The organism is Solilutibacter tolerans, assembly GCF_900155935.1.
Taxonomy (GTDB): Bacteria; Pseudomonadota; Gammaproteobacteria; order Xanthomonadales; family Xanthomonadaceae; genus Solilutibacter; species Solilutibacter tolerans.
In genome coordinates this window covers 303,202-328,984 of record NZ_FTLW01000004.1, presented here as the reverse complement: position 1 = coordinate 328,984, position 25,783 = coordinate 303,202, and the positions used below count along the sequence as shown (strand labels likewise).

Annotated in this window: 24 protein-coding genes; 15 read left to right on the top strand and 9 right to left on the bottom strand. The window is 59.3% G+C overall.

Features of this window, described 5'->3' with window-relative positions; translation table 11 throughout:
• Nucleotides 1-193: 193 nt before the first annotated feature.
• From rplI to BW989_RS09875, 4 genes are all read right to left on the bottom strand, one after another.
• Nucleotides 194-646 carry a 50S ribosomal protein L9 gene (gene rplI / locus BW989_RS09890; protein WP_076587803.1) on the bottom strand — a complete coding sequence of 151 codons (453 nt, stop codon included), beginning with the start codon at nucleotides 644-646 and terminating at the stop codon, nucleotides 194-196.
• A 205-nt stretch (nucleotides 647-851) separates the two neighbouring features.
• Nucleotides 852-1,082 (bottom strand): 30S ribosomal protein S18, encoded by a 231-nt coding sequence (rpsR, locus tag BW989_RS09885; RefSeq protein ID WP_076587801.1) that lies wholly within the window; start codon nucleotides 1,080-1,082, stop codon nucleotides 852-854.
• A gap of 11 nt (nucleotides 1,083-1,093) precedes the next feature.
• A complete protein-coding gene (gene rpsF / locus BW989_RS09880; protein WP_076587799.1) occupies nucleotides 1,094-1,531 on the bottom strand; it encodes a 30S ribosomal protein S6 in 438 nt (145 codons plus the stop codon).
• A 166-nt stretch (nucleotides 1,532-1,697) separates the two neighbouring features.
• Nucleotides 1,698-2,039: a HesB/IscA family protein gene (locus BW989_RS09875; protein WP_076587798.1), complete on the bottom strand. Its 342-nt coding sequence runs from the start codon at nucleotides 2,037-2,039 to the stop codon at nucleotides 1,698-1,700.
• 68 nt (nucleotides 2,040-2,107) lie between these two features.
• On the opposite strand from BW989_RS09875, the gene asnS reads away from it, so the two are divergent.
• From asnS to BW989_RS09805, 15 genes are read left to right on the top strand one after another with little or no spacing between them, the layout of a single operon-like run.
• Nucleotides 2,108-3,502: an asparagine--tRNA ligase gene (gene asnS, locus BW989_RS09870; protein ID WP_076587983.1), complete on the top strand. Its 1,395-nt coding sequence runs from the start codon at nucleotides 2,108-2,110 to the stop codon at nucleotides 3,500-3,502.
• Nucleotides 3,503-3,505: 3 nt separating this feature from the next.
• The gene (locus BW989_RS09865) at nucleotides 3,506-3,823 is read left to right on the top strand and encodes a hypothetical protein (protein WP_076587796.1); all 318 of its coding nucleotides are present in this window, start codon (nucleotides 3,506-3,508) and stop codon (nucleotides 3,821-3,823) included.
• Nucleotides 3,820-4,146, top strand: a complete 327-nt coding sequence (locus BW989_RS09860; RefSeq protein WP_076587794.1) for a hypothetical protein — start codon at nucleotides 3,820-3,822, stop codon at nucleotides 4,144-4,146. The genes BW989_RS09865 and BW989_RS09860 overlap by 4 nt, the downstream gene beginning before the upstream one ends.
• Nucleotide 4,147: 1 nt before the next feature.
• A complete protein-coding gene (locus BW989_RS09855; RefSeq protein WP_076587793.1) occupies nucleotides 4,148-4,789 on the top strand; it encodes an FMN-binding negative transcriptional regulator in 642 nt (213 codons plus the stop codon).
• Entirely contained in the window at nucleotides 4,779-5,564 is a 786-nt protein-coding gene (locus tag BW989_RS09850; protein ID WP_076587791.1) for an SDR family oxidoreductase, read from the top strand. The genes BW989_RS09855 and BW989_RS09850 overlap by 11 nt, the downstream gene beginning before the upstream one ends.
• Nucleotides 5,565-5,592: 28 nt before the next feature.
• Nucleotides 5,593-7,017: an aldehyde dehydrogenase gene (locus BW989_RS09845; protein WP_076587789.1), complete on the top strand. Its 1,425-nt coding sequence runs from the start codon at nucleotides 5,593-5,595 to the stop codon at nucleotides 7,015-7,017.
• Nucleotides 7,018-7,027: 10 nt separating this feature from the next.
• Nucleotides 7,028-7,687 carry a carbonate dehydratase gene (can, locus tag BW989_RS09840; protein ID WP_076587787.1) on the top strand — a complete coding sequence of 220 codons (660 nt, stop codon included), beginning with the start codon at nucleotides 7,028-7,030 and terminating at the stop codon, nucleotides 7,685-7,687.
• A complete protein-coding gene (locus BW989_RS09835) occupies nucleotides 7,687-8,112 on the top strand; it encodes a RidA family protein (RefSeq protein ID WP_242651415.1) in 426 nt (141 codons plus the stop codon). Before can ends, BW989_RS09835 begins: the two co-directional genes overlap by 1 nt.
• A gap of 2 nt (nucleotides 8,113-8,114) precedes the next feature.
• Nucleotides 8,115-8,666 carry a 3-hydroxyanthranilate 3,4-dioxygenase gene (locus BW989_RS12455; RefSeq protein ID WP_129582889.1) on the top strand — a complete coding sequence of 184 codons (552 nt, stop codon included), beginning with the start codon at nucleotides 8,115-8,117 and terminating at the stop codon, nucleotides 8,664-8,666.
• A 3-nt stretch (nucleotides 8,667-8,669) separates the two neighbouring features.
• Nucleotides 8,670-9,695, top strand: coding sequence for an amidohydrolase family protein (locus BW989_RS12450; protein WP_129582888.1), 1,026 nt, complete (start codon nucleotides 8,670-8,672; stop codon nucleotides 9,693-9,695).
• Nucleotides 9,692-10,972 carry a kynureninase gene (gene kynU / locus BW989_RS09825; RefSeq protein ID WP_076587784.1) on the top strand — a complete coding sequence of 427 codons (1,281 nt, stop codon included), beginning with the start codon at nucleotides 9,692-9,694 and terminating at the stop codon, nucleotides 10,970-10,972. Before BW989_RS12450 ends, kynU begins: the two co-directional genes overlap by 4 nt.
• Nucleotides 10,962-12,323, top strand: coding sequence for an FAD-dependent oxidoreductase (locus BW989_RS09820; protein ID WP_076587782.1), 1,362 nt, complete (start codon nucleotides 10,962-10,964; stop codon nucleotides 12,321-12,323). The genes kynU and BW989_RS09820 overlap by 11 nt, the downstream gene beginning before the upstream one ends.
• The gene (gene sbcB, locus BW989_RS09815) at nucleotides 12,323-13,768 is read left to right on the top strand and encodes an exodeoxyribonuclease I (RefSeq protein WP_076587781.1); all 1,446 of its coding nucleotides are present in this window, start codon (nucleotides 12,323-12,325) and stop codon (nucleotides 13,766-13,768) included. The genes BW989_RS09820 and sbcB overlap by 1 nt, the downstream gene beginning before the upstream one ends.
• The gene (locus BW989_RS09810) at nucleotides 13,765-14,451 is read left to right on the top strand and encodes a DUF2461 domain-containing protein (protein WP_076587779.1); all 687 of its coding nucleotides are present in this window, start codon (nucleotides 13,765-13,767) and stop codon (nucleotides 14,449-14,451) included. Before sbcB ends, BW989_RS09810 begins: the two co-directional genes overlap by 4 nt.
• Before the next feature lies 1 nt (nucleotide 14,452).
• Entirely contained in the window at nucleotides 14,453-15,010 is a 558-nt protein-coding gene (locus BW989_RS09805) for a DUF2939 domain-containing protein (protein WP_076587777.1), read from the top strand.
• Here the strand turns inward: BW989_RS09805 and BW989_RS09800 are convergent.
• The 5 genes from BW989_RS09800 to BW989_RS09780 all read right to left on the bottom strand — a co-directional run bounded on the left by BW989_RS09800 (nucleotide 15,007) and on the right by BW989_RS09780 (nucleotide 25,681).
• Nucleotides 15,007-15,921: a 5'-nucleotidase gene (locus tag BW989_RS09800; protein WP_076587775.1), complete on the bottom strand. Its 915-nt coding sequence runs from the start codon at nucleotides 15,919-15,921 to the stop codon at nucleotides 15,007-15,009. The two genes, BW989_RS09805 and BW989_RS09800, sit on opposite strands and share 4 nt — an antisense overlap.
• Nucleotides 15,922-15,970: 49 nt before the next feature.
• On the bottom strand, nucleotides 15,971-18,607 hold the full coding sequence (locus tag BW989_RS09795) for a bifunctional diguanylate cyclase/phosphodiesterase (RefSeq protein ID WP_165688585.1): 2,637 nt from the start codon (nucleotides 18,605-18,607) through the stop codon (nucleotides 15,971-15,973).
• Nucleotides 18,608-18,661: 54 nt separating this feature from the next.
• Nucleotides 18,662-19,429, bottom strand: coding sequence for an NAD kinase (locus tag BW989_RS09790; protein WP_076587771.1), 768 nt, complete (start codon nucleotides 19,427-19,429; stop codon nucleotides 18,662-18,664).
• Nucleotides 19,430-19,533: 104 nt separating this feature from the next.
• On the bottom strand, nucleotides 19,534-24,489 hold the full coding sequence (locus BW989_RS09785) for an NAD-glutamate dehydrogenase (RefSeq protein WP_076587769.1): 4,956 nt from the start codon (nucleotides 24,487-24,489) through the stop codon (nucleotides 19,534-19,536).
• A gap of 43 nt (nucleotides 24,490-24,532) precedes the next feature.
• Nucleotides 24,533-25,681: an acyl-CoA dehydrogenase family protein gene (locus tag BW989_RS09780; protein WP_076587767.1), complete on the bottom strand. Its 1,149-nt coding sequence runs from the start codon at nucleotides 25,679-25,681 to the stop codon at nucleotides 24,533-24,535.
• Nucleotides 25,682-25,783 lie beyond the last annotated feature (102 nt).

Genomic DNA, 25,783 nt, shown 5'->3' with positions numbered 1-25,783 from the left:
CAGTGGCGTTGCGACAACGTGCGTCCATGCTAGGCCGCGCGCCTGTGGAGCCGCGACGGCATATCCTGTGGATAAGTCTGCTTTCTGCGTGTCGCATGGGATGAGACTACGTGCGACATCACCGTAAAAGACGACCCAAAAGAAAACGGACGCCTGGGCGCCCGTCTTCCTAAAGCCGACTTGATGGCTTGGATCAGCCCTCTTCGGCTTCCACGATCACCTTGACCAGCGTTTCCACGTCAGCGGCAAAGTGGGTCAGCACTTCGTACTCGCCAACGTTGCGCAGCGGACCTTCGCCCAGCACGACTTCGCTCTTGTTGAGCGGGAAGCCAGCGGCGGTGAAGGCATCAGCGATGTCACGCGGGGTGACCGAGCCAAACAGCTTGCCTTCGTTCGATGCATTGGCACGGATGGTCACGCTGGCACCTTCCAGCTTGGCGCGACGGGCTTCTGCCTCGTCATGCGCAGCCTTAGCCTTGGCTTCGTATTCGGCGCGCTTGGCTTCGAACGTGGCCAGGTTGGCAGCGGTGGCCGGCACGGCCTTGCCTTGCGGCACGAGGTAGTTACGGCCGTAGCCCGGTTTCACGTCGACGGTATCGCCGAGGATGCCGAGGTTCTGGACTTTCTGTAGCAGGATAAGCTTCATGATGTGTCTCCGTTAGCGGGCGTGCCCGCAGCTTTGAGTTGTCCGGATGGACGATTGGATCTTGATGTTGCGACTTCTACATTTCCGCACAGCCTGCGAAGGTGTGGCTAGGAGCAGGAGGGCGCGCGCGACGCAGTTGACACGAAGTCAATGAGGAGCGCGCGGCCTGCCAGCGACAACGCCACGCCACGCAGGCGAAGCGGAATTAGACGTCGTGGTTATCGGTGTAGGGCAGCAGTGCGAGAAAACGCGCACGCTTCACCGCAGTCGCCAGCTGGCGCTGGTAGCGCGACTTGGTGCCGGTGATGCGGCTCGGCACGATCTTGCCGGTCTCGGTCAGGTACTGGCGCAGGGTGTTGAGATCCTTGTAATCGATCTCGGTCACGCCTTCGGCGGTGAATTTGCAGAACTTGCGGCGGCGGAAGAACTTGGACATGGGTGTGCTCCTCAGGCGGCTTCAGCGTTGTCGTTATCGTTGTCGTCGTCGGAGGTGTCGTCGCTGTTATCGCTCGACTCCTCATCACGACGGCGACGCTCGCCGCGCTCGGGCTTGTCGCCCTTCTCGTCCTTGTTCTTCATGATCAGGGACTGCTCGGTGACGGCATCGTCACGCTTGATGATCAGGTGGCGCAGGATCGCGTCATTGAACTTGAAGCTGTCAACCAGTTCGTTCATCGCGGCCTGATCGCACTCGATGTTGAACATCGCGTAGTGGGCCTTGACCAGGTTGTTGATCGGATAGGCCAGCATGCGGCGGCCCCAGTCTTCGATGCGGTGGACGGTGCCACCCGCGTTCTCGATCAAACCCTTGTAGCGCTCGAGCATGCCCGGCACTTGTTCGCTCTGATCCGGGTGGACCAGGAACACGACTTCGTAATGACGCATTGTATTTTCCTTGTGGATATCGGCCGGACGGAATTGCCCGGCCCGACAGCCCCCAGCAGCCCTGACGGGCTCCGTGGAGCAAGACCTCGCACGCAGCTAGCCGCGCGGAGCCGGAAATTATGACCTAATCAAGCAGCGCGATCAATGGCTTACGCCAATTGCCCGCTCAGGCGGCCTTGTCGGCATCGGTGGTGAAGCTCTCACCACAGCCGCACTCACCCTGGGCCTTGGGGTTTTTGAAGACGAATTGCTCGTTGAGGCCGGCTTTCAGGAAGTCGATCTCGGTGCCATCGACCAAAGGCAGGCTGTCGGCATCGACCACGATATGGACGCCATGATCTGCAAACACGGTGTCTCCCGCCTCGACCTCATCAGCCAGACCGATCACATAGCCCCAACCCGAGCAGCCGGTGCGTTTCACGCCAAAGCGCAGCCCGGCCTTGGCCGGTTCGGCGGCAAGATAGCTCTGGACGCGCTCAAGCGCGGCGGGGGCAAGGGTGATAGCCATATAAAGATTGTACCTTCGATTAAACTTGCCCTCTCGATGTGGATGCGCATGGCGCAGGATTCAAGACGATGACGACGACTTCCGTGGCCCAGGCATTGGCCGGCCATCTCCCCGAAGGTGGCCAGGTGACGGTCAAGGGCTGGGTGCGCACCGTGCGCGGCTCCAGCAATCTTGCCTTCGTCAATGTCAGCGATGGATCAGGTTTCGCGCCGATTCAGGTGGTCGCGACCGATGCCCTGCCCAATTTCGACGAAATCAAGCGCCTGACGCCCAGCTGCGCGGTGATCGCCAGCGGCAAGCTGACCCCATCGCAAGGCAAAGGCCAGGGTTTCGAGATCCAGGCCGATGCGATCGAGATCGTCGGTTGGGTGGACGAGCCGCTCACCTACCCCATTCAACCCAAGCCGATGTCGCCGGAGTTCCTGCGCGAAGTGGCCCACCTGCGTCCGCGCACCAATCTGTTTGGCGCGGTCACCCGTATCCGCCATTGCCTGTCGATGGCGGTGCATCGCTTTTTCCACGAGCGCGGCTTCTACTGGATATCGACGCCGATCATCACCACGTCCGATGCCGAAGGTGCCGGCCAGATGTTCCGCGTATCGACGCTGGACATGGCCAACCTGCCGCGCGGCAAGGATGGCGAGGTCGACTTCAGCCGCGATTTCTTCGGCAAGGAAACCTTCCTGACCGTCTCCGGCCAGCTCAATGTCGAGGCGTACTGCCTCGCGCTCAGCAAGGTCTACACCTTCGGCCCAACCTTCCGCGCCGAAAACAGCAACACCACGCGCCACCTGGCCGAGTTCTGGATGATCGAGCCGGAGATCGCCTTCGCAGACCTCAACGACGACGCCAACCTCGCCGAGGATTTCCTCAAATACCTGTTCCGCGCGGTGCTGGACGAACGCGCCGACGATATGGCCTTCATCGCCGAGCGCGTGCAAAAAGACGCCATCACCCGTCTGGAAGGCTTCATCAATGCGCCATTCGAGCGCATCGATTATTCGGAGGCGATCAAGCTCTTGCAGGCCAGCAAGAAGAAGTTCGAATTTCCCGTCGAATGGGGCTTGGACTTGCAGACCGAACACGAGCGCTGGTTAACCGAAGAACACGTGGGCCGCCCGGTCGTGGTGATGAACTATCCGGAAGAGATCAAGGCCTTCTATATGCGCCTCAACGACGATGGCAAGACCGTCGCCGCGATGGACGTGCTGGCGCCCGGCATCGGCGAAATCATCGGCGGCAGCCAGCGCGAAGAGCGCCTGGACGTACTGGATGCACGCATGCAGCAGTTCGGCCTCGACCCCGAGCATTACAGCTGGTATCGCGATTTCCGCCGCTATGGTTCAGTGCCACACGCAGGCTTCGGCCTCGGTTTCGAGCGCCTGGTCGTGTATGTCTGCGGCCTGTCCAACATCCGCGACGCCATCGCCTACCCGCGCGCGCCGGGCACGGCGGAGTTCTGATCGATGGTCTTGTTCTTTGCTTTGTTATGCCTCGCCCTTGCCATCGCTGGCGCGACTGCTTTCGTCATTTTTTGGCCGCTCTCGCTGGTGCATTTGCGTGATCGCCATCCGCAAATTCGTGCCAGCTTGGGTGATGCCGCTTTCGCCAATCCACGTGCACTGTGGTGGCTGTTGTCGATGCGTTATCGCGATGTACGTGATGCCGGTTTCACTGGTCTTGCCACGCCCGCGATGATTTCGCTCAGCTGCATCGTGTTTGGCTTGGTGATGGCCAGCCTGTTGTGGCTATGGTCGGTCGCGTTTCCGGAGATTGGCGCATGACGGCTTTGCATGATGATTTGGTGCCGCACACCGAATGGTGGTTGGCGACACTCGGCGACACGCTGATCTGGGCGCGCCTGCGCGTGCGCGAGGCCGGCACTGCCGAAGTGTTCGATGCCGATGGCAATCATCTGGCCTACGACAGCCCGGATACGGCTCGCGCCGCGCTGATGGATGCAGAGTTCGTCTCGTACGACGGGTTGGATGAAGACGATGCCTTGCATCGCGGGTTCAGCCTGCATGAAGTCGAGCCGCCAGAAGGTAGCGACGACGAATACGAATTGCGTGGCCAGATGGTGCGCAACCTCGGCACACGGGCCTGAGATGTTCCTGCAACGCGTCTTCGCCAGCGATGATTTGCGCCGGCTGGACGCGTTGATCGATGCCGATCCGTTCGTCACCCTGATTACATCAAATGACGATGGCACACCCATCGCCACCCAAGTCCCTGCGTTGTATCGCCGCGATGGCAATGAAGTATTGATTGAGGGTCACTGGGCACGCGCAAATGCGCAAGCCGCACACGATGGCAAGCTTGCGTTGTTGATCATCAACGGCCCGCACGCCTATGTTTCGGCCAGCTGGTATCCGGACAAGATCGAGCAGGCCCGCGTACCGACCTGGAACTACTGCACTGCGCATCTGCATGGCGTGCTGGAAGGGTTCGACGATGAACCCTCCTTGATCGATCTTTTGGCACGCACTAGCGCACGATTCGAATCAAGTGTGGGCGGCGATTGGCGATTTGATCCGGACAACCCAGCCGAGCGCGTACAGGTGCGTGGCATCAGCGGTTTTCGATTGCGGCCGACGCGAATCGAGATCAAGGACAAGCTGAGTCAAAACCACCCGCATGCCAATCGCCAAGCAGTAATCGCACGATTGCAGCAGCAAGACAGTAACGGCGCTCACGAGATTGCCCGCTTGATGCAACAGACCTTGGAGAACAACGACGATGCAACTTGACCTTACCGGCAAGCATGCCTTGGTATGCGGGGCCTCGGAAGGCATTGGCCGTGCAACCGCGAATGAACTGGCCCTGCTTGGCGCGAACGTCACTGTGCTGGCGCGGCGCGAAGAGGCTTTGCGCAATGTCATTGCTGACCTGCCCCGCAAGGATGGGCAACACCACAGCTTTCTGATCGCTGACATGGCGGACACGCATGGTTTGCGTGATGCAGTGACGGCGCTGGTGCAAGCGAGCCCCCTGCACATTCTTGTCAATAACACCGGTGGCCCGCCGGGCGGCGCGGCTATTGATGCAGACCTCGATGCCTTCCTCGACGCCTATCGCAAGCATTTGCTCGCCAACCAGACGTTGGCGCAAGCCATCGTGCCGGGTATGCGCGCAGCCGGCTACGGCCGCATCGTCAACATCATCTCCACCTCGGTCTACGAGCCCATCCCCAATCTTGGCGTTTCGAACACCACGCGTGGTGCGGTCGCCAGCTGGGCCAAGACCTTGTCGCGCGAACTGGCTGCGGACGGCATCACCGTGAACAATGTGCTCCCCGGCTTCACCGAAACCGGACGCATCGCCCAGATCGTCGAAGGTCAGCGCGCTCGCACAGGCAAGACGGAAGCCGAAGTGCGCTCGGAAATGATGTCGCTGGTGCCGGCACGCCGCTTCGCCGACCCCTCCGAGCCGGCCAGCCTGATCGCCTTCCTCTGCAGTCCGGCCGCGGGCTACATCAACGGCCAATCGATCGCAGTCGATGGTGGCCGCATGAATTCGATTTGATTAACGAGCCTCGCGCTAAGCTCGACACATGCAACGATTTCCGCACTGGATCAATGGCCAACCACGCGATGCCGCATCGGGAATGTGGCTGCCTGTTTACGAGCCCGCTACCGGCAAGGTGTATGGCGACGTTGCAGATGGCGGTGCCGATGACGTCGCCGCCGCCATTGCGGCCGCGCAAGCCGCGTTCCCTGCTTGGTCGGCCTTGCCCGCCAGTGAACGCGCTCGCTGGCTTGAAAAATTGGCTGCCGCCCTGGAAGCGAAACTGGAAGACTTCGCACTTGCCGAAGCGCGGGATGGTGGGAAGCCGATCACGCTCGCGTTGAAGGTCGAAATCCCACGCGCAGTGAGCAACCTCCGCTTCTTTTCCCATGCCGCGACGCAGTTCGCCAGCGAGTTCCATCATGGCGAAGCCGGCATGCACTACACCCTGCGCAAGCCGTTGGGCGTTGTGGGCACGGTGTCGCCGTGGAACTTACCGCTTTATTTGTTCACCTGGAAAATCGCCCCAGCCTTGGCCGCTGGCAACACCGTAGTGGCGAAACCTTCCGAAGTCACGCCAGCCAGTGCGACGATGTTGGCCCAACTCGCATCGGAGATTGGTTTTCCGCCGGGCGTGTTTAATCTGGTCAATGGCCTGGGGCCCAAGGTTGGCGAAGCCATCGTCACCGCGCCCGAGGTGAAAGCGATCTCCTTCACCGGTAGCACGGCAGTCGGCAAACGCATCCACCAACTTGCCTCGCCGGCGCTCAAGAAGGTCTCGCTGGAGCTCGGCGGAAAGAACCCGACGCTCGTCTTTGCCGATAGCGATTGGCGAGACAACCTCGACACTTTGGTGCGCAGTGCGTTCCAGAACAGTGGTCAAATCTGTCTTTGCGGTTCGCGCATCTTGATCGAACGTTCGATTTACGACGACGTGCGCGATGCCTTGGTCGATGCAGCATCCCGACTCCCCATCGGTGATCCTTTGGATGCAGAAACCCGGATGGGACCATTGGTCTCAAAGCCGCACTTCGACAAGGTGATGGCCGCGATCCAACGTGCACGTGATGAAGGTGGCCGTGTGATAACGGGGGGTGAAGCCTTGCAACACGATGGTTGGTACATCACACCGACGATCATCGAAGGACTCGGCCCCGACTGCGCGAGCAACCGCGAGGAGATCTTCGGCCCCGTCGTCACCTTGCAAGCCTTCGATAATGAAAGCGAAGCGCTAGCACTGGCCAATGCCAGCGACTACGGACTATCCGCATCGGTATGGACGCGCGACTTCACACGCGCGCATCGCGTCGCCGCTTCGTTGAACGTCGGCATGGTGTGGATCAACAGCTGGCTGGTGCGCGACCTGCGCACGCCATTCGGTGGCGTAGGCCAATCCGGCTATGGCCGCGAAGGCGGCATGGATGCACTTCGTTTCTACACCGAGGCGCGCAACATAGGCTTTCCTGCGTGACAATGACGACATGAATCACATCGACGAACTCCTTCGCAAAAATCAGGCCTGGGCCGAGCGCGTCCAAGCCGAAGATCCTGGCTTTTTCGAGCGCCTTTCGGCACAACAGACACCCAAATATTTGTGGATCGGTTGCTCCGATTCGCGTGTGCCGGCAAACCAAGTGGTCGATCTTGCACCAGGCGAGGTTTTCGTCCATCGCAACATCGCCAATGTCGTGGTGCACACCGACCTCAACGCCTTGTCGGTGATTCAGTTCGCAGTGGATGTGCTGAAGGTCGAGCACATTCTTGTCGTTGGCCACTACGGTTGCGGCGGCGTGCATGCGGCCTTGCACAACACGCGCGTCGGGCTGGCTGACAACTGGATCCGCCACGTGGGTGATGTGGCCGACATGCATGTCGAGATCCTTGATGCACTGGACAAAGACCTGACGCATGACCGCTTGTGCGAGCTCAACGCACTGGAGCAAGCGGTGAACGTCTGCCGCTCTACCATCCTGCAGGATGCATGGGCACGCGGGCAGGAAGTCGCGGTGCATGCATGGGTCTACACCTTGCGCGACGGCCGCGCCCATGATCTAGGCTTGAATGTTGCATCGTCCAAGGATCTTGAAACTCAGTATCCCGTTGCCCTCGCCCGCATTCGCGATGACAGAGAGGACCGTTGATGACCGATGCCATCCAGAGCTCGAACGCACCGAAGCCGGTTGGCCATTACCCGCATGCGCGCCGGGTGGGCAACCAGCTTTTTCTTTCCGGCGTTGGACCGCGCGACCCTGCCAGCAATGGCGTGCCCGGCAACGTGCATGACAAGGCCGGTACGCTCATCACCTATGACATCGAAGCGCAGACACGTTCGGTTTTCGCCAATGTGCGCGCCGTGCTTGAATCTAGCGGCGCACGATGGGAGGACTTGGTCGATGTCACTGTGTACCTGACCGACATGGCCCGCGACTTCAAAACCTACAACGCGATCTGGGCCGAATTTTTCCCCGATGCCGGGGCGGCGCCCTGCCGCACCACGCTGGGCATCACTGCATTACCGACGCCGATCGCCATCGAACTCAAGTGCATCGCCGTCATCAAGGAGTAAGCATGCCCCTGCCCGCCGCCTTCAACCTGCAAGCTTGGATCGACGAGCATCGACACCTGCTCAAGCCGCCGGTCGGCAACAAGTGCATCGTGCAGGAAGACTTCGTGGTGATGATCGTCGGCGGACCAAACGCACGCACCGATTACCACTTTGAGGAAGGCCCGGAATGGTTCTACCAACTCGAAGGCGAGATGGTATTGAAGGTTCAGGAAGACGGAGAGCCGCGTGACATCCCGATCAAGGCTGGCGAGATCTTCTACCTGCCGCCGCGCATCCCTCACTCACCACAACGCATGGAGCATTCGATTGGCTTGGTTATCGAACGCAAGCGCCTGCCGCACGAGCAAGATGCCTTGATGTGGTTCTGTGTGCAATGCAACCATCAGCTGTATGAAGAATTCTTCCACTTGATGGATATCGAAAAAGATTTCTTCCGCGTCTTCGAAAATTTCTACCGAAGCGATGAGTTACGCACATGTAAGCAGTGCGGCACGCTGAACCCTCGCCCGACCCGTTACGAGATGCAGGCCGACTCGCCCGCGGACATCACCTGAGCCATGTTGAAGATCGACGTACACGCCCACTATCTGCCACGCAACTGGCCCGACCTTGCCAAGAAGTACGGGGATGCACGATTCCCGGTGATCCATCACGGCGAAGATGGTCGCTCGCGCATCTATCGCGACGGTAAATTCTTCCGCGAAATCTGGCCCAAGACCTGGGATCCGCAGATCCGCATCGACGAATACGCTGAGTTCGGCGTGCAAGTGCAAGTGCTATCGACTGTGCCTGTCATGTTCAGTTATTGGGCCAAGGCCAATCACGCGCTCGAGCTCCACCAGTCGCTTAATGATGATATGGCGCAGACCATCCGCGCCTACCCGCGTCACTACGCGGGCATCGGCACCGTGCCATTGCAATCACCTCAGCTGGCTATTCGCGAGCTGGAGCGCTGCATGGATGAGTTGGGCCTGCAAGGCGTGCAGATCGGTTCGCATTTGCACCTGGCCGATGGCGGCCACTGGAACCTTGATGCACCAGAACTGTTCCCGTTCTTCGAGGCTGCCGCTGATCTTGGTGCGGCGATCCTCGTGCATCCATGGGACATGATGGGTAGTGACAGCATGCCGAAATACTGGCTGCCTTGGCTGGTAGGCATGCCGGCTGAGCAATCACGCGCCGCATGTTGCCTGGTGTTTGGCGGTGTGCTGGAAAGACTGCCCAAACTGCGTGTATGTATGGCCCATGGTGGTGGCAGCTTTCCCTACACCATTGGCCGCATCGAACATGGGTTCAACATGCGCCCGGATCTTGTCGCCACCGACAACTTCCGTAACCCGCGCGAATACCTGCAACGCCTTTACTTCGACTCATGGGTGGCGGATGACGCCGCGCTGCGCTATTTGCTTGAGGCCTGCGGTACCGAGCGTGTGATGCTGGGCACCGACTACCCCTTCCCGCTCGGCGAACAAACACCGGGCGAAGGCATCGACCGGCTCAAGTTGAGCGAGCAAGAGCAATCCCGCCTGTATCACGGCACCGCACTGGAATGGCTGGGGCTGCCCGCCTCGAGGTTTGCATGAGCAACAACGACATCTTCCACATCGACTACGCACGAGCACGGGATGCCGCCTGCCCACTGCGCAGCTTTCGTGATGAATTCTTGATTCCGTTACACGACGGCCAACAGCAAGCGTATTTCTGTGGCAATTCGTTGGGCCTGCAACCCTACGGTGCCCGCGCCCATGTCGAAGAAGTGCTGGACAAATGGGCTACACAAGCGGTTGAAGGTCACTTCACCGGGCAGGCGCAATGGATGCCGTACCACGAACTGCTGCGGGAACCCTTGGCCGCGATCGTCGGTGCAAAGCCGCATGAAGTAGTGGCCATGAATTCACTCACCGCCAACTTGCATCTGATGATGGTCAGCTTCTACCAGCCCACCATCGAGCGCACCGCGATCCTCATCGAGGCAGGCAGCTTTCCATCCGATCGCTATGCCGTCGAATCGCAACTTAAGTACCGCGGCCTGCCACCCAACATCACCTTGATCGAAGTCGAGCCCGACCTTGCCGGTGGCGTGTTCTCAATGGACGCTATCGCAAAGGCGATCCGTGACAACGCTTCGCGCCTCGCGCTCGTGCTGTGGCCCGGCGTGCAATATCGCACCGGGCAGGCGTTCGATCTTAAGGAAATCACGCGATTGACGCATGAAGCAGGCGCAATTGTCGGTTTCGATCTGGCCCATGCCGTCGGCAATCTTGACTTGGCCCTGCACGACAGCGGCGCGGACTTCGCCGTCTGGTGCCACTACAAGTACATGAACGCCGGACCAGGTGCAGTCGCGGGTTGCTTCGTGCATGAGCGCCACGCAGAAACCACGCGCCCACGCTTCGCAGGTTGGTGGGGCAATGATCAATCGGTCCGTTTCAAGATGGGACCTGAGTTCAATCCGACCGCTGGCGCAGAGGGTTGGCAACTATCCAATCCGCCGATCCTTGGCTTGGCACCGCTGCGTGCATCGGTCGAACAATTCCAGCGTGCAGGCTTGCAGACGCTTCGTGAAAAATCTCGCGCGCTGACCGGATATCTGGAGCGGTTGATCGATGCGCATCTGGCCGATGCCATCGATATTCTTACCCCCCGCGACACCGGGCAACGCGGCGCGCAACTCTCGTTACGCGTCAAGGCAGGGCGTGATGCCGGTCGTAGCCTCTTTGATTACCTGCAGTCGCACGGCGTATTGGGCGACTGGCGCGAGCCGGATGTCATCCGTATCTCGCCTGCTCCGCTTTATAACAATCACGAAGATGTCCTGCGCTTTGCACAGGCCGCCAAGGAGTGGAACGATGGCCGCTGAGCGACATCTGACACTGGTGGGTGCTGGTCTTGCCGGCGCCTTGCTCGCCACACTGCTCGCGCAACGTGGTTTCAAGGTTGAAGTCTTCGAGCGCCGCGGCGACCCGCGCATCGATGGTTATGCCGGTGGCCGCTCAATTAACCTCGCCTTGGCCGAACGCGGCTTGCATGCACTCCGACAAGCGGGCGCGGATGACGATGTACTCAAGCAAGCTGTGATGATGCGCGGTCGCATGGTCCATCCCCTGGGCGGCGAACCGCAGCTTCAGCGTTACGGTCGTGATGACTCGGAAGTTATTTGGTCGATCAGTCGTGGCGAACTCAACATCACCTTGCTTAATGCCGCCGAAGCCGCGGGCGCAATCTTGCACTTTGACCAGGGTCTCAACAGCGCCGATTTCGACGCCGGTATCGCCATTTTCCGTGATGAACGCGGGAATGATCACCGGCATGCATTCAACGCCTTGATCGGTTGCGATGGCGCGGGCTCAACATTGCGCACGGAGATGGAGAAAGTCGCTTCGCTGGGCGCGCGCACCGAATGGCTGGGGCATGGCTACAAGGAACTGGAAATTCCACCCGATTTCGACGGTGGGTTCCAGATCGAGCCAAACGCACTGCACATTTGGCCGCGCGGCCGTTACATGTGCATCGCCCTGCCCAATGATGAGCGCACCTTCACCGTCACCTTGTTCATGCCGAATGAAGGCAACCCACCCAGCTTTGCCGATGTTCGTGATGGTGACGAGGCAACCGCTCTGTTCGCACGCGACTTCGCTGATGCTTTGCCACTTATTCCCGACCTTGCCCGCGACTACGAGCGCAACCCCGTCGGCACGCTGGCCACGCTCTATCTCCAGCGCTGGGGTATCGACGGGCAAGCCGTACTCGTGGGTGATGCGGCACATGCGATGGTGCCCTTCCACGGCCAAGGCATGAACTGCGCATTCGAAGACTGCGTGGCTTTGGCTGACGAGCTGGATAAGACCAGCGACCTATCAGCTGCATTCGCTGCCTACGAACAAATGCGAGCACCCAATGCGCTAGCTATCCAGACCATGGCGCTTGAGAACTACCTGGAGATGCGTGATCGCGTTGATGATGACGATTACCTACTGCAGCGCAAACTGGAACTCCTGCTGGCCGATCGCCATCCGGACCGTTTCGTTCCGCGTTACAGCATGGTGAGCTTCATGCGCCTACCTTATGCCACGGCATTCGAGCGTGGTCGCGTACAACGTGAGTTGCTGATCGAGGCGACGCGCGACAAGGCTGAGACGGATGACATCGACTGGGCCTGGCTGGATGCAGAAATCGCCAAACGACTGCCGCCACTACCCGTTGAAACCTAATGGCCGCCAGCTTTCTCTTTTACGATCTGGAAACCTTCGGAAGCGATCCACGCCGCACCCGCATTGCCCAATTTGCGGCGATCCGCACCGATGCCGATCTCAACATCATCGATGAACCAATCAGCTTCTTCGTGCAGCCAGCCGCGGACCTGTTGCCCTCGCCTGCGGCAACATTGGTCACCCACATCACTCCGCAGCAAGCGATGCGCGATGGCCTCATTGAAGCCGATGCGATGTCACGCATCTTCGATGAGCTAGCGCAACCCGGGACCTGCACGGTCGGCTACAACTCACTGCGATTCGATGACGAATTTGTTCGCTTCGGACTGTGGCGCAACTTCTTTGATCCATATGAACGCGAATGGCGCGGTGGCAATTCCCGCTGGGATCTACTTGATGTGATGCGCCTTGCCCATGCATTGCGACCACAAGGCATCACTTGGCGGCAACGCGATGATGGCAAGGGCACCAGCTTCAAGCTGGAACACTTAGCCGAAGACAACAGCCTGCGAGAAGGCATGGCGCACGAAGCCTTGTCTGATGTCCGCGCATTGATCGGTCTGGCCAAGAAGTTTCGTGATGCGCAACCACGCCTTTGGGACTACGCGCTGACCTTGCGCGACAAGAAAGTGGCGATGCGGATGCTGGACAGCTTCGCCATGCAGCCGGTGTTGCATGTTTCCCAGCGCTTCCCCGCTTCGCGCCTGTGCGCCGCCCCTGTGCTACCTCTGACTCGACACCCACGCATCGACAGTCGCGTGATTGTCTTTGACTTGATGCAGGATGTGGAGCCGTTGCTCGCATTGAATCTAGATGAGATCACCACGCGCCTGTACACCCCGCAGTCGGAGCTGCCTGAAGGCATGCAACGCATCGCGCTGAAGGAAGTCCATGCCAATCGTTGCCCTGCGCTGGTCGAGTGGAGCCACCTGCGCGAGCCGGACTTCGAGCGTCTCAACATCGATCCACTTTTGGTCGAGGCACGTGCGCAGCAGCTACGCAAAGCTGGCCCCGCGCTTGCCGAGAAAATTCGCCAGGTATATGCCGCAGCCCCGGATTTCCCGCCTAGTGATACCGACGGAGCTCTTTACGACGGCTTTATTCCGGAAAGCGACAAGCGGCTAGCGGCCCAGGTGCGCTCGACTCCGCCACAGAAAATGGCCACTGCAGCGTTCACTTTTCGTGACCCACGCATGCAGGAGCTGCTATTTCGTTATCGCGCCCGAAATTGGCCGGACACCCTGGGCTTTGATGAGCAGGCGCATTGGCATGAATACCTGCGCCATCGATTACGTGATGAGGAAGGCTTGGGTGAACTCACCCTCCCACGCTATCGCGCGCAAATCGAGGCGCTCCGACAGACTCATGCCGATGATGAAACCATCCTCGGCTTGTTGGACCACCTGGCCCTGTGGGGCGACGAGCGTGAAGCCTACATCGCATGAGCACATATTTCACAGCCAGTAGCCTCAAGTTTTTGCGCAGCTTGGCACGCCATAACGAGCGAGCATGGTTCCTTGAGCACAAGGCTGATTACGAAAAGCACGTCCGCGCGCCCTTCCAGCAACTTTTGATTGACCTGCAGCCGGCAGTTGCAGCCTTGAGCGTGCACTATCGCAGTGACCCGAAGACCGTGGGTGGATCGATGTTTCGCATCCAACGTGATACGAGATTCTCTGGCGACAAGGCGCCTTACAAGCCTTGGCAAGGCGCGCGCATCTTCCATGAGCGCCGGAAACAGATCGCTGCCCCGTCGTTTTACCTGCATTTGCAGCCTGGTGCGAGTTTCATAGGCGCGGGGCTTTGGCATCCCGAAACGCATACTCAACGCAATATCCGTCAATTCATATTCGATAACCCGGATACCTGGGCTCGGGTCGCTCACGACAACAAGTTGCGGCAACGCTTCGATTTGGCCGCGGAAGACATGCTGGTGCGACCGCCGCCTGGGTTTCCGTCCGACTTTGCATACATCGATGATTTGCGTCATCGAAATTTTGCCTTGCTCGCTGGATTCGATGACGAACAAATCACATCACCAGGCCTGCTGAAACTTGTCGAGAAAGACTTTGCCCGATTGGCGCCATTCGTTGATTACCTGTGTGCGGCGCAAAACCTGGAATTTTGAAATGAACAAGACAGCTCGTGGCCTGCTGGTGATGATGGTGATCGCTGTACTCGCAGCTGCGGGGTGGATTGCTGCCGGCCCGTACATGGCGATTCACGGCATTCGCCAAGCCATCGAAGAAAAGAACATCCAACAGTTGGAACGCCATGTGGACTACCCCATGTTGCGATCCAACGTGAAAGCACAAATCGAAGATCGTATGGCGCGTGAGATCGGGCGCCGTTTAGGCGATCAAGCCGTGGGCGGCATGGCTTCGGGTGTCGCGGGCATGCTTTCAGATAGCGCAGTCGATGCCATGGTCTCGCCAGCCGGCATCGCGGTGTTGCTGCAAGGTCACGCACTAGTCCAGCGCGCCAGTGGAAATGTGGATGTAGAAGGAGGACTGACTGCAGGCCCCAAGCCTTACGACCCGCTCAAGGACGCACAAACACGTTTTGTATCTCCTTCACGATTCATTGCCACGGTGAAAAGCGCTGATGGAAAGCCGGTGGACTTCGTGTTTGAACGCCAAGGCCTGCGCTGGCGACTGGGCAATATCGTCTTGCCGAAGTCGATTTAACCCGCATAGCTGGCATCGTTCGCCACGCCATGCGGCACATGGCCGGCGGCCACATGGCGACGTGCGGAATCGATGTTGTGGAGAGAGTCATCAAAGAAGATATCCGCGCCAAAAGCCTCCAGAAACTCACCTTTGTCGCGACCGCCCAGAAACAGAGCTTCGTCCAACCGGACGCCCCACTCGCGCAAGGTGCGGATCACGCGCTCATGCGCCGGCGCTGATCGCGCGGTTACCAGCGCCGTGCGAATGGGCGCCTTCTCGCCCACTGGAAACGCCGCCTGCAAGTCGTGCAATGCCTGCAAGAACCCGCGAAATGGGCCGCCCGAGAGTGGCTCGTGTGCGCGCTCTCGTTCGTGAATGCCAAAAGCCACGATGCCTTTCTCGCGTGAAACGCGCTCACTCTCGTCGCCGAAGATAACGGCATCACCATCGAACGCGATGCGCAATTGATCATGCCGGGACTCAGCAGCGCCAGCCGGAAGAATAGTGGCAGCGCCTATGCCTGCCTCCAAAGCCCGTCGCACGGACTCGGGGTTGGCAGAGAGAAACAGCTGCGCGCCAAATGGTTTGATGTAAGGCCACACCGGCGCCCCGGATGTGAATGTCGCGCGGCGCATGTCCAGTCCGTGATGCTGGATTGAATTGAATATGCGCAGACCTGTATCGGCCGAATTACGCGACAGCAGGATCACTTCAACACGGGGCGCATCCACCGGCGCGTCATTGTTGAGCGCCAACAATTTGCGAACCAGTGGGAACGCTATACCCGGTGCAAGAGGCTCGTCCTCATGCTCCCGCTGGTAGGTGCTGAAAGCTTCCACGCCTTCTCGCTCAAACAGATCATGGCTGTCTTCCATGTCGAACAAGGCGCGGGCGGTGATGGCAATCACCAAGGGAGGATGCGTTTCCATGTCTATAGAATGCCGCAATCGTGTCGCACATGCCGAGACACGGCGCATTTTATCGCTGGAACAGGGTCAACTCCGGCACGTGGATGCCGAATCCTTGCCCGTAATCCACGCCGAGACTGGATAGCACGTGCACTTGCTCCTCATTGGCCACCCACTCCGCAATTACCTCTAACCCATGTTCGTGGCCAATTTCGGTGATCGCACGCACGATGGAGAGAGAGACGGCATCCCTTTCGATATCGAGCACGAAGGCACCGTCGATCTTGATTGTGTCTATACCCAAAGTCTTGAGGTAACCAAACGACGACATGCCTGCACCAAAGTCGTCCAGTGCGATGCGACAGCCGATGGTGCGAAGCTCAGCCACCAGGCGCGAAACCTGCACGAGATCTCGCACGGCCGTGGTCTCGGTGATTTCAAACATCACCCGCCTGGGGTCTACCGCATGGCGATCAAAGGCATCCAACACGAAAGCCGTGAAGCCCTCTTCATCAAGGGTGGATGCCGACAAGTTGATCGAACACAGTGCCAATCCGGAACCTGCTGGATGCAATTGGTCGAAGTTTGCCAACGCGGTATCAATTACCCACCGGTCAATGCGCGGCATCAACCCATAACGCTCGGCCGCAGGAAGGAACGCGCCAGGCATGACCAAACGCCCCTCCTCGTCCATCAACCGCAACAAAAGTTCGACGCATGGCGCCGGCTTGTTGGCATGGCCGGTCAATTGCATGAATTCCTGGTAGGCCAACACCATGCGTGATTCGTCCAATGCGGAGCGAATCCGGTTGACCCAATCCATCTCACCACGATGGCGCAACGTGGCCACGTCGTCGTCCGAATAGAAGTACACGCGATTGCGGCCCGCATCCTTCGCTGTGTAGCACGCGGTATCGACCTGAGCGAGTAGTTCTTTGAGCGACTCTCCACGTCCTTCGATCATGGTCCCACCGATACTGGCACTGCTGATGTAGCTGCGTCGATCCCAAACGAATACGTAGCCATCAATAGCCAATCTAAGCCGTTCGGCGACCATCATCGCAGCTTCACGATCAACGACATCCTGCAGCAGCACGCCGAACTCATCGCCACCCAAACGTGCGAGCACGTCTTCTTCGCGCAGCTGCTCCCGCATCGCCATCGCCAACTGCACCAACAGCTGATCACCTGCGATATGTCCGGAAGTGTCGTTGATCAACTTGAACTGGTCGAGATCAATGAACAGCAGGGCCATGCGTTCGGATCTATTTGTGGCCAACGCCCTGCGCAGACGAGCCTCGAATTCCTGCCGGTTTGGCAATCCGGTCAATGCATCATGGCTTGCCTGATAACTTAGTCGCTCGGTCAAACGGCGCTGCTCGGACACGTCACTGGCCACCATCAACCACTTGTTGCGTCCTTCCAACTCGATTTCGCTGGCCACGATACTGGCCCAGAAGTCGTGACCATCGGCTGCTTTCAACTGCTCCTGGAATGCAACCGATTGGCCCGGCACCGCATCCCTCAGCTGCCCTAGCACGCTGTGAGGCGCTACTGCACTTAGTTCGACTCCCTCGGCGGGGATGCCCATGCGACGTCGCGCGGCCTGATTGGCGTACGTGATCATCCCCGTTGCGCCGTCGTAGAGCATGACCAAGGTGGGCAAGAGCTCATTCAGGCTGCGGAAGCGTTGCTCGCTCGTACGGAAGCGCTCGCTCATGACATGCGCCAGTGCGATAGCGCGACCGCGCGTTCCCACCATCGACCACACCAAGGCACCAAACAAGACGCTGGACAGCGTGCCGAACAACAGCACCTGCGCCCAGGATGACCACACGGGTGTCGGACGTAGATCGACAAGCTCCATGCGCCATGTTCTTTGGCCAAACGAAATCTCTCGATGGATCAAATTTTTGCTGGGTAAACTCGCCTTGGACTGGTTGCTGTAGAGCTGGATGCGTGATCCATTCGTGACATCGAAAATTGCGATCGCCATGTCATCGCCCGCGTCACCACGCAGTGCGTCCTCCACCAGGCGTCGAATCATGAAGGATGCCCCCAAGCTGCCCAATGCGCGTGCGCGGCGTTGGGCTACGGTGGTGGGGACCGGACCCGGTGTGAACGCAGGTAAACGCATGACGATACCGCTGACCTCAGATGCCGATTCCGGCGCCTGTTTAAGACGTAGCGGGGCGGACATTACTGCTTCATTGAGGTCCTGCGACAGCTCGATCGCTCGCAGACTATTGGGTTGGTTATTGATGTCGAACCCAATCAAGTGCGCATTGGATACATGAAGCGGCTCGACGACACTGACGATGTAGTGCATGCCATCCGGGCGTTCCACTTTCTTCGCCAATGACAGCGCCTGCAAGCTAGGCAGGTGCCGAAGCGCCCGAAGCCCTTCAAAAGCCGCCTGAAACTCGCTGTCACTGACATCCCGCGATGCGAGATATACCGATTGCATGGAGCGCAAGAGCAATTCACACGATGCCAATTCACCGCGCAGAGCGATTTCAACGTCCCTGGCCGCAACATTGAGGGCACGCTCACGTTCAGTGTGTTGGCGCCCCCATTCCACATGGCTTATCCAGGCAGTCAGCACCAAGCCGATCAGCAGGGCGAGCAACCCCAGCAACCATGCCTGAAGGCGGCTAACCGGGAACGAGCGCAACGCAGCCATTGCTGCTTCGCCAGATTTGCTCACATCCCGATGCTCCCCTCAGCTAGTCATACAGGATAACGAATATCCATCCCTGCCCTAAGCAATGAACTGCTCACTAAGTATCCGTTCTTCCAAATTGTGCTCGGGATCAAACAACAACGTCACCGTATGTGTGCCGGATTCACGAATGGTGACTTCCACCACGTCACGCACTTCGTGCGAATCGGCAGTCGCGCTTACCGGACGCTTGTATGGATCAAGGACGCGGAACTTGACCTCGGTGGCGGCCTTCAACACCGCGCCTCGCCAGCGCCTAGGGCGAAAGGGCGCGATTGGCGTCAACGCCATGACATTCGACCCCAATGGCAGGATCGGCCCGCCTGCGGAAAAATTGTAGGCCGTGCTACCGGCGGGTGTCGCCGCCATGACTCCATCGCAGATCAGCTCATCCAGACGATTTTGCCCGCTGAGGTCGATGGCGATATGAGCGGCCTGTCTGGTCTGCCGCAGGAGCGACACCTCGTTGTAGGCCAGTGAGTTCACTTTTGCGCCCGATTCGGTGAGCGCTTCCATCTCGAGCGGCTTGAGCACGGCCGGCTCGGCGGCGCGCAAGCGTTCTATCAAGCCATCGACACGGTATTGATTCATCAGGAAACCGACAGTCCCTAGCTTCATCCCGTACACCGGACGTGCCAAGTCACCATGCCGATGTAGGGTTTGCAGCATGAATCCATCGCCACCCAAAGCAACCAGCACATCCGCTTCAGCAGGCACGTGCTGGCCATGCGCATGCGTCAAGCTGCTCAAGGCAGCTTGTGCATCATCGGCAGGGCTCGCTAGGAAGGCGATGCGGGGCTTGGACATCTGCCGAGGATAACGCGAACCCTGCCATCGCTGTGCGAGCTAGGCCACAAAAAATCGGGGCCAACTGGCCCCGATTCGGATCAAACGATCTTTGCAGCCAGAATTCAGCCGCGGCTCGCCAATTGCGCCAAACGCTGGACCGCCACCGATACAGTCGGGTAATCCAAAGTCTTCTGCGTCGCCAACTCGTTGAGCATCGCAAGTGTGAAACGCAATGTTGCGTCATCACGCTCAAGCCATGCTGATACTTTGGCTTCCGCATCCTTGCCAGGCATTGAGAGTGCCTGCTCGGTGAGCTTGCGCATCTGGGTGGCCAGTTCATCACGCAACACGCCGCGTGCCACCGCGTGCCAGCGCCCGTCCACCTTCAGTGCCTCGATCTGCTCGCGCAGCCACGGCTCGCGAAGCGCATCGGCGATGCGGAAGTAAACCTTGGCCACTTCAATCGAGCGCAGCTTGCGCTCACGTGCCAGCTCGATGATGTTGGGACTGGGCTCCAGATACGGCAACGCAGCCAGCTGGTCAGCCAATGCAGCCGGCACACCCTTTGCCCGCCACTCCTTACGACTGGCCTCATAGGCCGGGCGCTGCGAATCCGGCAAGATGCCTTCGCCCGCACGAATATCGCGGAAGCCATCGTGATAACGATCAACCGCCTGCTGAATACCAGGTATGGCGCCCGGACGCGACAACAGCCAGCGGGTAAAGCTGCGCTGCACTTCCCAGATCACCTGCAAGGCATCGATCTGCGTGGCTTCTTCGACCTTGCCGTCCAACGCGTCGATCTGCCCCCACAACTCGCGTGCATCCAGCGTCTCGCGGGTGATGGTGTAGGCCTTGGCGATGTCGCCGATGCTGCGGCCACTATCTTCCTGCATGCGCATGAGGAAAGTCGCACCCATGCGGTTGATGGTGGAATTGGTGACCGCGGTCGCGATGATTTCGCGCTTCAAGCGATGATGTTCCATCCCCTTCGCATATTTTTCCTGCAGTGGCTGAGGGAAGTAGCGGACCAATTCCTTCGACAAATACGGGTCTTCAGGCACGTCACTCTTCAGCAGCTCCGGATAAGCCACCAGCTTCGAGTACGACAGCAGCACGGACAGTTCCGGACGCGTCAGGCTAAGCCCTTTTGCCTTGCGCTCTGCGACTTCCGCATCGCTCGGCAGGTCTTCGATCTGACGATCCAGCAAGCCCAACGATTCGAGCGAACGGATGAAGTGCATCTTGGAGCCCAGTCGGGTCTGGGTCATGCGTTCCATCAGCGACAAGGTCTGGTTCTGCCGATAGTTGTCGTTCAACACCAGGTCGGCGACTTCATTCGTCATCGATGCCAACAGCTTGTTACGCGCAGGCAGTGTGAGTTTGCCCTTTTGCACCTCGCCATTGAGCAGGATCTTGATGTTCACCTCATGGTCGGAGGTGTCCACGCCGGCGGAGTTGTCGATGAAGTCGGTGTTGAGCAACACGCCATGCTGCGCAGCCTCGACACGACCCAATTGAGTCAGGCCCAGGTTGCCGCCCTCGCCTATCACCTTGCAGCGCAGCTCATTGCCGTTGACGCGCAGGCCATTGTTGGCGCGGTCGCCGACATCGGCGTTGTTCTGGTGACTTGATTTGACATAGGTACCGATGCCGCCGTTCCACAGCAAATCGACCGGCGATTTCAGGATGGCGGACATCAAATCAGTCGGGCTTAGCGCATCGACATCCGCTTCGATGCCGAGCGCGACCTTCATTTCCTTGCTCAACTTGATCGATTTCTCGGCACGCGAGAACACGCCACCACCCTTACTGATCAGCTTGGCGTCGTAATCAAGCCAGGACGAGCGCGCCAGCTTGAACATGCGCTGGCGCTCCTTGAACGAGATCGCCGCGTCCGGATCCGGATCGATGAAGATGTGGCGATGGTCGAAGGCCGCAATCAGGCGAATGTGCTTCGAAAGCAACATACCGTTACCGAACACGTCACCCGACATGTCGCCGATGCCGACGCAGGTGAAGTCCTGTTTCTGGCAATCACGGCCCAGTGCGCGGAAGTGGCGCTTGACCGACTCCCATGCGCCTCGTGCGGTGATGCCCATGCCCTTGTGGTCGTAGCCCACAGAGCCACCCGAGGCAAACGCATCATCCAACCAGAAGTCGTGCGCTTGCGCGATGCCATTGGCGATGTCGGAGAACGTCGCCGTGCCCTTGTCTGCAGCCACGACCAGATACGGGTCATCGCCGTCATGACGTACGACACCCTCAGGCGGCAGGATCTTGCCGCTGGTCGATAGGTTGTCGGTGATATCGAGCAAGCCATTGATGAAGCGCTTGTAGCAGGCCACACCTTCGTTGAACCATGCATCTCGACCGGCGGAAGGATCGGGAAGTTGCTTGGCATAGAAGCCGCCCTTCGAGCCGACCGGCACGATCACGGTGTTCTTCACCATCTGCGCCTTCACAAGGCCCAGCACTTCGGTGCGGAAGTCTTCGCGACGATCCGACCAACGCAAGCCGCCACGGGCCACGGGGCCGAAACGCAAATGGATACCTTCCACACGCGGGCCGCATACCCAAATTTCACGATAGGGCTTGGGCTTGGGCAGATCGGGCACTTCGTGGCAATCCAGCTTGAAGCTTAGGTAGTCGGCCGGGCCACCATCCTTGCGCTTGCCATCCGGATAATCGATGTAATAGTTGGTGCGCAATGTCGCATCGATGACGCCCATGAAGCTGCGCAGGATGCGGTCTTCATCCAGGCTCTTGACGCGGTCAAGTAATGACAACAATGCCGTGCGCACGGCATCGCCTTGGGCCTCGCGCGATGCACTGCGCGCTGCCACCACCGGCTTGAGCGCGGTTTCGGCCGCGGCATCCCCCATGGCCAGCGCACTCAGTTGTGCGGCAAATGCCTGCGCACCTGATGCCACTTGCGCCTTGCTTTCCTTGCCGGTGGCGGGGTCGAAGCGCGCTTCGAAATATTCCACCAGCAAACGCGCCAACAACGGGTAACGGGCGAATGTCGCTTCGACATAGCTCTGCGAGAACGGCACACCGATCTGCATCAGGTACTTGCAGTATGAGCGCAGCATCTGCACTTGTTTCCAACGCAAACCGGCGCCGAGTACAAGGCGATTGAAGCCGTCATTTTCCAGGTCGCCGTGCCACACGCGACCGAAGGCCTCGACGAAGTACTCGATGCCCTGCGCGGAAGGAATCACGCCTTCCGGTGGGCGCACTTCCAAGTCTTGGATCGAATACGCCTGACCGTCGGCTTCAATGCTATAGGGGTATTCGGTGACGACTTGCAGCCCCATGTTTTCCAGCATGGGCAGCACTTCGGAGAGTGACAAGCTGTCACCGCGGCGGAACAGCTTGACCTCGATGCAATCCGAGCAATGGCTCGCCGATGGGTCCGTACGCAGGCTGATACCTACGCTGCTGTCATCGACAAGTGCCGCCAGTTGAGTGACGTCATCCGCCGCAGCTTCCGGGCTGGCTTGTTCGATGTATGAAGAGCTCAAAGCACGACCGAAACGCTTGGCCAACAACAAACCTTCGGTCTCGCCATGACGCGTCACCAAGAGGTCGTTGAGGTTGTCGTGCCAGTTGCGCACGATCTCGGCCAGTGCGCCGCCAAGTTTGGCCAGGTCGAAGTCGACGTCTACGGACTCACTGCGCGGACGCACGATCATGTGCAGCTGCGCCAACGGCGAATCACCCATCAGCACGTGGCTTTCGATGTGATCAGCCGACAGGGCGTCTTTGAGCATCTGCTCGATCCGCAAGCGCATGTCGGTGTTGAAACGCTCGCGCGGCACGAACACCAGAACCGAATAGAAACGGCCGTAACGATCACGTCGAATGAACAGCTTGTTGTCGACGCGCTCCTGCAAACCCAAAACGCCGCTACCCAGCTCGAGCAGTTCGGCATCACTGGACTGGAACAGCTCGTCGCGCGGCAGCGTTTCCAGGATATGACGCAATGCTTTCGCGCTGTGACCGCTTTCGGGTAGACCGGATTCCGTCATCACACGCTCGAAGCGTGCACGCACGACCGGGATCTCCCAGGGACGACGGTTATACGCACTTGAGGTAAACAAGCCGATGAAACGCTTCTCGCTAAGCGGACGCCCCTTATCGTCGTACGTGACCACACCGATGTAGTCCATGTAGCCGCGGCGATGCACGTTGGAGCGCGCATTGGTCTTGGACAGAATCAACGGGTCGAACACGCCCGCTTGTTGCACTTGATGTGCATCCATCGACTTGAGTGGACGCGGCTTGCTGGCGTCTTCATCACGCAAGAGACCCAGACCCGACCCATCCACCGCCACCAGCATGTCCTCGCGGCCGCGCTTCTCGACGCGATATTCGCGATAACCAAGGAAAGTGAAGTGGTTAGCGGCTGCCCAGCGTAGGAACTCGCGTGCTTCCTCCAATGTCGCCATCGGCACCGGGCCTGGACGCTCCAACAAAGCATCAGCCGCAGCTTCCATTTTCTGGCGCATCTTCGGCCAATCGTTGACGCTGGCACGCACGTCATCCAGCACGCTGGAGAGCATTTTTTCGAGCGCCTTGGCATCGCTGCCATCAAGTCGATCGATCTCGATGTGCATCACCGATTCGTCTTCGCCCTCGCCCAGCGCTTTCAGCTTTCCGGACTTGTCGCGACTTACCGACAACACCGGGTGAATCAACGCTTGTACGCCAATGCCCTTTTCGACCAGTGCATTCGTCACCGAGTCGACCAGGAAGGGCATGTCGTCATTCACGATCTGCAGCACGCTGCGCGCAATGCTCCAGCCGTTCTTCTTGGCATCCGGATTGAATACGCGGATGGAAGCGCGCCCCGGCTTGCGGGTCGCCATGAATGCCTGAAAGTCCTTGGCCAGGGCTGCCCAGTGCTTGGGCGAATGCATGGCGATTTCGCCGGGCGAAAGACGCTCATACAACGCAGCTGCGAACTCGCGTGCTGTCGCCTCCTTGCCGACGGCATCGAGCACGGGTTTGAGAGCAGGCGCAGGGGCACGCACGGCAGAAGCCGCGCGCGAATTGGTTTTTTTCGAAGTCATGGGGTCGACCTTTACGGGCGTTCGCTTCGTGGGGGAAGTGGGCTTAGCGCAGCCCGGTTTCGTTGCGGGCAATTACCAGACGCTGGATCTCGCTGGTGCCCTCGTAGATTTCGGTGATCTTGGCGTCGCGGAAATAGCGTTCGACCGGCATTTCCTTTGAATAGCCCATGCCGGCATGGATCTGCACGGCCTGGTGGGCGATCCACATGCAGGCTTCGGAAGCCGTCAGCTTGGCCACGGATGCTTCGGTAGTGAACTTCTTGCCCTGGCCCTTGAGCCAAGCAGCGCGCAGCGTGAGCAACAAGGAGGCGTCCAACTTGCACTTCATGTCGGCGATCTTGGCCTGGGTCATCTGGAACGCGCCAATCGGCTGGCCGAAAGCCTTGCGCTCCTTCACGTAGGCGAGCGTCGCCTCGTAGGCAGCACGTGCGATGCCGATGGATTGCGATGCGATGCCGATGCGGCCCGCATCCAGCACGCCCATGGCGATCTTGAAGCCCTCGCCTTCATTGCCCAACACATCGTCCGCATCGACGATGTAGTCGTTGAACTCGATCTCACAAGTGGCCGAAGCACGAATGCCCAGCTTGGGCTCGGTCTTGCCGCGACCGAAACCCGGCTTGTCAGTGTCGATCAGGAACGCGGTGATCCCGCGTGCGCCCTTGTCGGGATCGGTCATGGCGAACAACACGATGTATTTAGCGACCGGGCCGGAGGTGATCCAGCTCTTCTTGCCATTGATCTTGTAGCTGCCGTCATCCTGCTTGACCGCGCGACAACGCATGGCCGTCGCATCAGAACCGGATTGCGGCTCGGTCAAAGCGAACGCACCGATGGCAGAGCCTTCCGCGATGGCGCGCACATATTTCTGCTTTTGCGCTTCGGTGCCGTGGGTCAGGATGCCGTTGCAGAACAGCGAGTTGTTCACCGACATGATGGTGCTATGGGCCGCGTCGGCCGCAGCGATTTCGACCATCGCCAGAACATAAGCAATCGGGTCCATGTCGGCACCGCCGTATTCGCCCGGCACCTCGATGCCCATCAGCCCGTTCTCACCCAGCAGCCTGATGTTTTCCAGCGGGAATTCGCCGCTCTTGTCGAAGCCTTCGGCCGAGGGGCCGATCTTTTCCTGCGCGATGCGGCGCGCCACATCCTGAATCATCAACTGCTCTTCGGTGAAGCTGAAATCCACGGCGCGTCCTCGCTGTCATACGAAAGATTGAATTGTAGCCCGCCTTGCCTCGGTAGGCCTACGCAGCTTGACCCTGCGGCACGGGCGAACGACAATTATCTT